Source organism: Pseudomonas sp., from assembly GCF_037994325.1.
Lineage (GTDB): Bacteria > Pseudomonadota > Gammaproteobacteria > Pseudomonadales > Pseudomonadaceae > Aquipseudomonas.
This window is the reverse complement of record NZ_JBBNAH010000130.1, coordinates 1-6209: the sequence shown is the minus strand read 5'-3', so window position 1 is coordinate 6209 and position 6209 is coordinate 1. Positions and strand designations below refer to the sequence as shown.

Annotated in this window: 6 protein-coding genes; all 6 read right to left on the bottom strand. The window is 59.4% G+C overall.

Going from position 1 to position 6209, the window contains the following annotated elements; translation table 11 throughout:
• Positions 1-54: 54 nt before the first annotated feature.
• On the bottom strand, positions 55-1086 hold the full coding sequence (locus AAAB16_RS04405; RefSeq protein WP_340662246.1) for a histone deacetylase family protein: 1032 nt from the start codon (positions 1084-1086) through the stop codon (positions 55-57).
• A gap of 143 nt (positions 1087-1229) precedes the next feature.
• On the bottom strand, positions 1230-2276 hold the full coding sequence (locus tag AAAB16_RS04400; protein ID WP_340662245.1) for an extracellular solute-binding protein: 1047 nt from the start codon (positions 2274-2276) through the stop codon (positions 1230-1232).
• A 44-nt stretch (positions 2277-2320) separates the two neighbouring features.
• Entirely contained in the window at positions 2321-3109 is a 789-nt protein-coding gene (locus AAAB16_RS04395) for an ABC transporter permease (RefSeq protein WP_340662244.1), read from the bottom strand.
• Complete coding sequence (locus AAAB16_RS04390) at positions 3106-4020, bottom strand: ABC transporter permease (protein WP_340662243.1); 915 nt, start codon at positions 4018-4020, stop codon at positions 3106-3108. The genes AAAB16_RS04395 and AAAB16_RS04390 overlap by 4 nt, the downstream gene beginning before the upstream one ends.
• The gene (locus tag AAAB16_RS04385) at positions 4017-5072 is read right to left on the bottom strand and encodes an ABC transporter ATP-binding protein (protein WP_340662242.1); all 1056 of its coding nucleotides are present in this window, start codon (positions 5070-5072) and stop codon (positions 4017-4019) included. The genes AAAB16_RS04390 and AAAB16_RS04385 overlap by 4 nt, the downstream gene beginning before the upstream one ends.
• A gap of 342 nt (positions 5073-5414) precedes the next feature.
• A partial coding sequence (locus AAAB16_RS04380; protein ID WP_340662241.1) for a cytosine permease occupies positions 5415-6209 on the bottom strand: 795 nt, incomplete at its 5' end.

Sequence of the window (6209 nt, the reverse complement as noted above, 5' to 3'; positions counted from 1 at the left end):
ACGACGGGTTCTGGAATCAATGTCGCCACCTGCCAGTGCGTAGGGTGAAGCCGCTTACGCTACGCTTTCAAAGCCCTGCAACACGTTCACGGCATTGATGCCGATCTCCTCCACCGCATAGCCGCCTTCCATCACAAACAAGGTCTGTAACCCCAGCTTGCCAATGGTTTCGCCCATGCGCAGGTAGTCGGGGCTGTCGAGTTTGAACTGCGAGATCGGGTCAGACTTGTAGGTGTCCACGCCCAGGGAAACTACCAGCGCATCGGGCGCATACTCCTGTATCTGCCGGCAGGCATCGGCCAAGGCCAAACTCCAGACCGACCAATCACTGCCCTCGGCCAGCGGGTAGTTGACGTTAAAACCGGCACCCACGCCCGCGCCTTTTTCATCGGCAAAGCCGAGGAAGTACGGGTACTCAAAACGCGGGTCGCCGTGGATGGAGGTGAACAGCACATCGGCGCGCTCGTAGAAAATATCCTGAGTACCGTTGCCATGGTGGTAGTCGACATCCAGCACGGCCACGCGCTTGGCGCCGAGGTCGAGCAAGGCCTGTACGGCGATAGCGGCGTTGTTCAGGTAGCAGTAGCCGCCCATATAGTCGGCAGCGGCGTGATGGCCGGGGGGCCGGCATAGGGAAAACACCCCGCGCGCACCTTTAGCCAGTTCGGCTTGGCCGGTGAGGGCGACATTGGCAGAGCTTAAAATGGCCTGCCAGGTGCCGGCGGTAATCGGCGCACCGGCATCAAAGGAGTAATAGCCCAGGCGGCCGTCGATGGCGGTAGGTTCCACTTGGCGCAGGCGCCGGGTGGGCCAGGCAATCGGCAGCATATCGTGGTGGCGGCCGATGGCCTGCCAGTCGCTCCAGGCGTTTTGCAGAAAGCGCAAAAAGCCTTCGCTGTGCACCCGCCGAATCGGCGCCAGGCCGAAATCCAGCGGCGCATGAATATCACCCAGGCCCACGGCCTTGGCACGGTCGAGCACCATATCGGCGCGGCTGGGCATTTCAAAACAGGGCGTGAATTGTCCGCCAATCAGCTCGTACTTGCCGTGGTGCAGATGATGGTCGTCGCTGTAGATCGTTAGCATGGCAATGCCCTCAGGTCCGCGAGTGCGCACCTGTGATAGAGGTTCGTTTTGGCCTGTAGGGTGTGCTGTACGCACCAAGCGTTGTATTGGCGAGCGCTATGGTGCGCACAGCACACCCTACGAGGGGACTACGTTGTGGGGACTTACTTTTTCAGCTTGGTCCAGACCTTGGCGCGCAGGGCCAGGGCTTTGGGCGAGCAGAGTTTGAAGGGCTTGAGCAGGCTGAGTTTGTCGGCTGGGGTGTTGATGGCCGGGTCTTCAAACAGCTCCTTGTCCATAAACTTGTCGGAGCCTTCGATGGCGTTGTTGTACTTGGCAAAGTTGGAGGCGGCGGCGATGTTTTCCGGGGCCATCATCCAATTGATAAAGGCGTGGGCTTCGGCAACGTTGGTGGCGTCTTTGGGGATCACCAGGTTGTCGATAAACACGCGGATGCCTTCTTTCGGGTACACGTAGGTCAGGCTTGCGCGTTGCGCCTGGGCACGGTGGAAGGCGCCGTTCCACTGCTCATGCATGGCCACTTCGCCGGCGGCCATACGCTCAATGGTGCCGTCGCTGTTGTACATGGCCAGCGAGGGTTTTTGCTTGAGCAGCAGGTCTTGGATTTTCTGCGCTTGTTTCGGGTCTTCGGTGCATTCGTCGACGCCCAGGTAGTAGGCAGCCGGTATAAACAGCTCTTCAATCGAGTTCAACGCCACCACTTTGCCTTTGAGTTCTGGCGCCGGTTCAAAGAACGGTTTCCAGCTTTCCTCCAGCTTGCCGCCAGGCACCTGCGCACTGTCGTAGCTGTAGCCGGTGGTGCCCCACAGGTACGGCACGCTGTAGTCGTGGCCGGGGTCGTAGCTGAGGGTTTTAAAGGTGGGTTTGAGGTTGGCCAGATTAGTCAGCTTGCTCTTGTCGAACTTCTGCAGCAGGTCTTCTTTGACCATGATTTCGATAAAGCTGTCCGACGGCACCACCACGTCATAGGAGCCACCACCGGCTTTCAATTTAGCCAGCAAGGTTTCGTTGGAGTCGTAGGCATCGAGGGTGGCTTTGATGCCGGTGTCGGCTTCGAATTTTTTCAGCAGCTCCGGCGGGAAGTAGTCCGACCAGTTGGCGAAGTGCAGGGTGCCTGCCGCTTGCGCGGAGTTGACGACACCGAGGGCGCATAGCAGCGACAACGCGAGCGAGGTGGTGCGAATGTGCATGGCAAAGCTCCTTGCTGGACTGGGTTATAGGGTGGGCAAACCGGTCAGCGTTTGCGCTGGCCGACGTAGTACGACAGGGCAACAAAAGCGATAGAGATCACCAGAATGATCGACGAGATCGCGTTGATCTTTGGCGAGATGCCCATACGGATTGAGCTGAAGATGTACACCGGCAGGGTGGTGGCCCCGGCGCCAGCGACAAAGTAGGTGATGACGAAGTCATCCATGGAAATAATGAACGCCAACATGGCCCCGGAAATAATCCCTGGGCTCAGCAGCGGAAAGGTCACCTTCCAGAACGCCCTCCACGGCGAGGCGTACAAGTCGGCGGCGGCTTCCAGCAGGTAGGGGTTCATACCCTCCAGGCGCGCGCGAATCGGCAGGTAAGCAAACGGAATACAGAACACCACGTGGGCAATCAGGATGGTGAACAGCGACAGCTTGAGGCCGATAAACGAGAAGAACATCAGCGTCGATACCGCCGTCACTATCTCCGGCACCAACAGCGGCAGGCCGAGCACACCGCTCATTAGCGTTTGCCCACGGAAGGCGCGGCCACGCATGCCCAGCGCCGCCAAGGTCGCCAGTGAGGTGGCGATCAAGGTCGCCAGGGTGGCGACAATCAGCGAGTTCTTTGCCGCGCGTACCACCTCGGCATCGTTAGCCACCACGCTGTACCACTTCAGGCTAAAGCCTTCCCACAGGGTCGCTGATTGCCCGCCGTTAAAGCTCAGCACCACCAGCACAATGATCGGCAGGTAGAGAAAGATAAAAAAGAACCAGGCGGCCGGGCGCATGCCGGCAAAGCGCCACAGCGGATTTTGCGTATTCATGGGTGGCCTCCGGCGTTGCCGGGTTTAAAGCGCACGCTGTACACCAACATGGCCAGCAGCACGAAGCTCAGTAGCGCGAACGACAGTGCGGCGCCCAGCGGCCAGTTATGCGAACTGCCAAATTGCAGTTGAATCAGGTTGCCGATCATCAGCGTTTTACCGCCGCCCAACAGCTCGGGAATGATGTAGTTACCCAGCGAAGGGATGAATACCAAGATGCTGCCAGCGACGATGCCTGGCATGGCCAGCGGCACGATGATGCGCTTGAGCGCCTGGAAGCGATTGGCGCCTAAATCGAAGGCCGCTTCCACCAGACGCCAGTCGAGCTTTTCCAGGCTGGTATAAATCGGCAGCACCATAAACGGCAGGTAGGTGTAGAGCAGGCCGATGGTCACCGCGTTGTTGGTATAGAGCAGGCCCAGGCCGTGTTCGGTAATGCCCAGGCTTTGCAGGCCTTCATCCACCAGGCCGCCATTACGCAGGAGCAACATCCAGGCGTAGGCGCGCACCAGCAGGTTGGTCCAGAACGGCACGGTGACCAGAAACAGCAGCAGGTTGCGTTTACGCTCGGTTTGCAGCGCCAGGTACAGCGCGGTGGGAAAGCCGATCAGCAAGCACCCGGCGGTGGTCAGAATCGACAGCCAGAACGAGCGCTGAAAGATTTCCAGGTAGTCGGTGTTAAACACCAGGGTTTCGTCGAGGTCGCGTTCGTAGAAAAAGTTGCGGTACGCCTCCAGGGAATACTCGCCCCACTTCACGCCGCCGTAGTCGCCAGACTGCAGAATCGACACGACAAACATAATGCCCAGCGGCAGCAGCATAAACACCAACAGAGTGAGCATGGCCGGCGCGCTCAGCAGCAAGCGACGGCCCAATTGGCGGCGCTCGGCAATCAGCCGTGGCGTGCTCATTCGACTAACACCTTGATGGCGGCGACGGGCACGTGCACGCGCACTTGGTCGCCCACCTGATAGCCACTTAGCGCGCCATCGCGGTTCTGCTGGCGCACGCGGAAGCCGCCTTGGCCAGCGACGTTCAAGTGGTACACGGTGTCGGTGCCGACATACACCACGTTTTCCACTTTGCCGAGCAACTGCCCCTCGGCAGACAGGCTGATGCGCTCCGGGCGGATGGCCAAGGTCACCGGTCCGCGTTGCTCGCTGAACACCTCCAGCAATTGGCCGTCGTTCAGGCGCACACCGTCTTCCAGAGCTTGGGCATTAAGGAAGTTGGTCTCGCCAATAAAATCGGCCACGGTGCGATTGACCGGCGCTTCGTAGATTTCTGTCGGCGTGCCGACCTGCAGCACCCGGCCCTTGCTCATCACCGCAATGCGGTCGGACATGGTCAGGGCTTCTTCCTGATCGTGGGTGACGAAGATAAAGGTGATGCCGGTGTCGCTCTGCAAACGCTTGAGCTCGATCTGCATATCCTTGCGCAGCTTCTGGTCCAGCGCCGACAGCGACTCATCAAGCAGCAACACTTTGGGCCGGTTGGCTAGGGCGCGGGCCAGGGCAATACGCTGCTGCTGACCGCCAGACAATTGATCGGCGCGCCGTGCGCCGACATCCGGCAGCTTTACCAGCTCCAGCATGCGCGTGACGGTTTCGCTGATTTCACTTTTGCTCAGGCCGCGCATCTCCAGGCCAAAGGCGATGTTCTGTGCCACGGTCATATGGGGGAACAGCGCATAGCTTTGGAACACGGTATTCACCGGGCGGCGAAACGGCGGCAAATCCTGCATGGCTTCGCCATACAAACGGATGGTGCCGGCGCTGGGTTGCTCGAAACCGGCAATCAGCCGCAGCAGCGTGGTCTTGCCGCAGCCGGAAGGGCCGAGCAGGGTAAAGAATTCGTTGGACTGGATTTCCAGGGAGACCGTGTCGAGGGCTTTGACGCCCTGGCCCGGGGCGCCAAATTCCATGCTGAGCTGTTCGATACTGATCGCGCTGGAAGTACCCATAGAGTTCTCTAACTGATTGTTATCGTTGGCGTTTTATAGATACGAAGCGCGCGCCAACCTCTGCTTCGATTCTGTCAGCGTGCCTGGCCTGGCAGAACGATAGAAACGGACAAAAGGGGATAAATACGGACAACTTTATTGCACAGCACATCCAGAGGCGTGGCCCCATCAATGCGCAGTTAAGAGATAGCTGAGGTTGGAGAGGGTGCAAGGCAAAGTGGAGGATTTGGCTATTTTCACCGTCGTCCCCGCGCAGGCGGGGACCCAGAATGGCCCAGAAGATCAGAGTACGGCGGGACACTCTAGATTCCCGCCTGCGCGGTAATGACGGTGTTTGCAGGGTTAAGCAGGCTTGGCCGCGAGCACGCGGCTGGAGGCGCGCAAGGCGAAGTACAGGCTGCCCGCGATGGCGACGCCAAAGAACCAGCCGTAGACGCCCCACCAGGACGGCAGCAGGGTGGTGAGCCCGGGCAAAATCGAGGAGAACACGATGCCCACCCCCGCGGCGATCAGGGCATTGATATGCCAGCCGCCCTGGAAGCGATATTCACCGTCTTCGCGGTACAACTCGTCGACATTCAACCAGCCGCGACGGATCAAAAAGTAGTCGACCATCATCACGCCAAAGATCGGCCCCATGGTGTTGCCCACCATGCCGACAAACGCCGCCGCACTGCCTTCCCATGGCGCAAACGGGTAGAGCGCCAAAGCAATCAGCGCAGCGATATAGCCGCCACGCTTAAAGCTGATGTGCTTGGGAAATACGTTGGCAAAGTCAAAGGCCGGCGAGACAAAGTTGGCCACCACGTTAATGCCCAAGGTGGCGATGGCAAAGGTTAGCGCCGCCAGCAGAGCGAGAAACCAACTGTCGAATTTGGCGGAAATCTGGTCGGGGTGCAGCAGCACTTCGCCGTACACATTAAACGCGGCGATGGTGGTGACGCCGGCCACCAACGAGAACAGGATCAGGTTGATCGGCAGACCCCAGATATTGCCCACCGTCAGTGCGCGTTCATTCGGCGCGTAGCGTGAGAAGTCGCAGAAATTCAGGTAAAGCGCGGAAAAGTAGGTTACCCAAATCGCCGCCACCGCCATTAGCGAGGCCCACGATCCTGGCGTACCCGGCACACCGGCGTC

Excerpts from the sequence above, each read along its gene's own strand:
- AAAB16_RS04390 (WP_340662243.1), bottom strand. The coding sequence starts at position 4,020 with ATGAGCACGCCACGGCTGATTGCCGAGCGCCGCCAATTGGGCCGTCGC.
- AAAB16_RS04395 (WP_340662244.1), bottom strand. The coding sequence starts at position 3,109 with ATGAATACGCAAAATCCGCTGTGGCGCTTTGCCGGCATGCGCCCGGCC.
- AAAB16_RS04405 (WP_340662246.1), bottom strand. The coding sequence starts at position 1,086 with ATGCTAACGATCTACAGCGACGACCATCATCTGCACCACGGCAAGTAC.
- AAAB16_RS04400 (WP_340662245.1), bottom strand. The coding sequence starts at position 2,276 with ATGCACATTCGCACCACCTCGCTCGCGTTGTCGCTGCTATGCGCCCTC.
- AAAB16_RS04385 (WP_340662242.1), bottom strand. The coding sequence starts at position 5,072 with ATGGGTACTTCCAGCGCGATCAGTATCGAACAGCTCAGCATGGAATTT.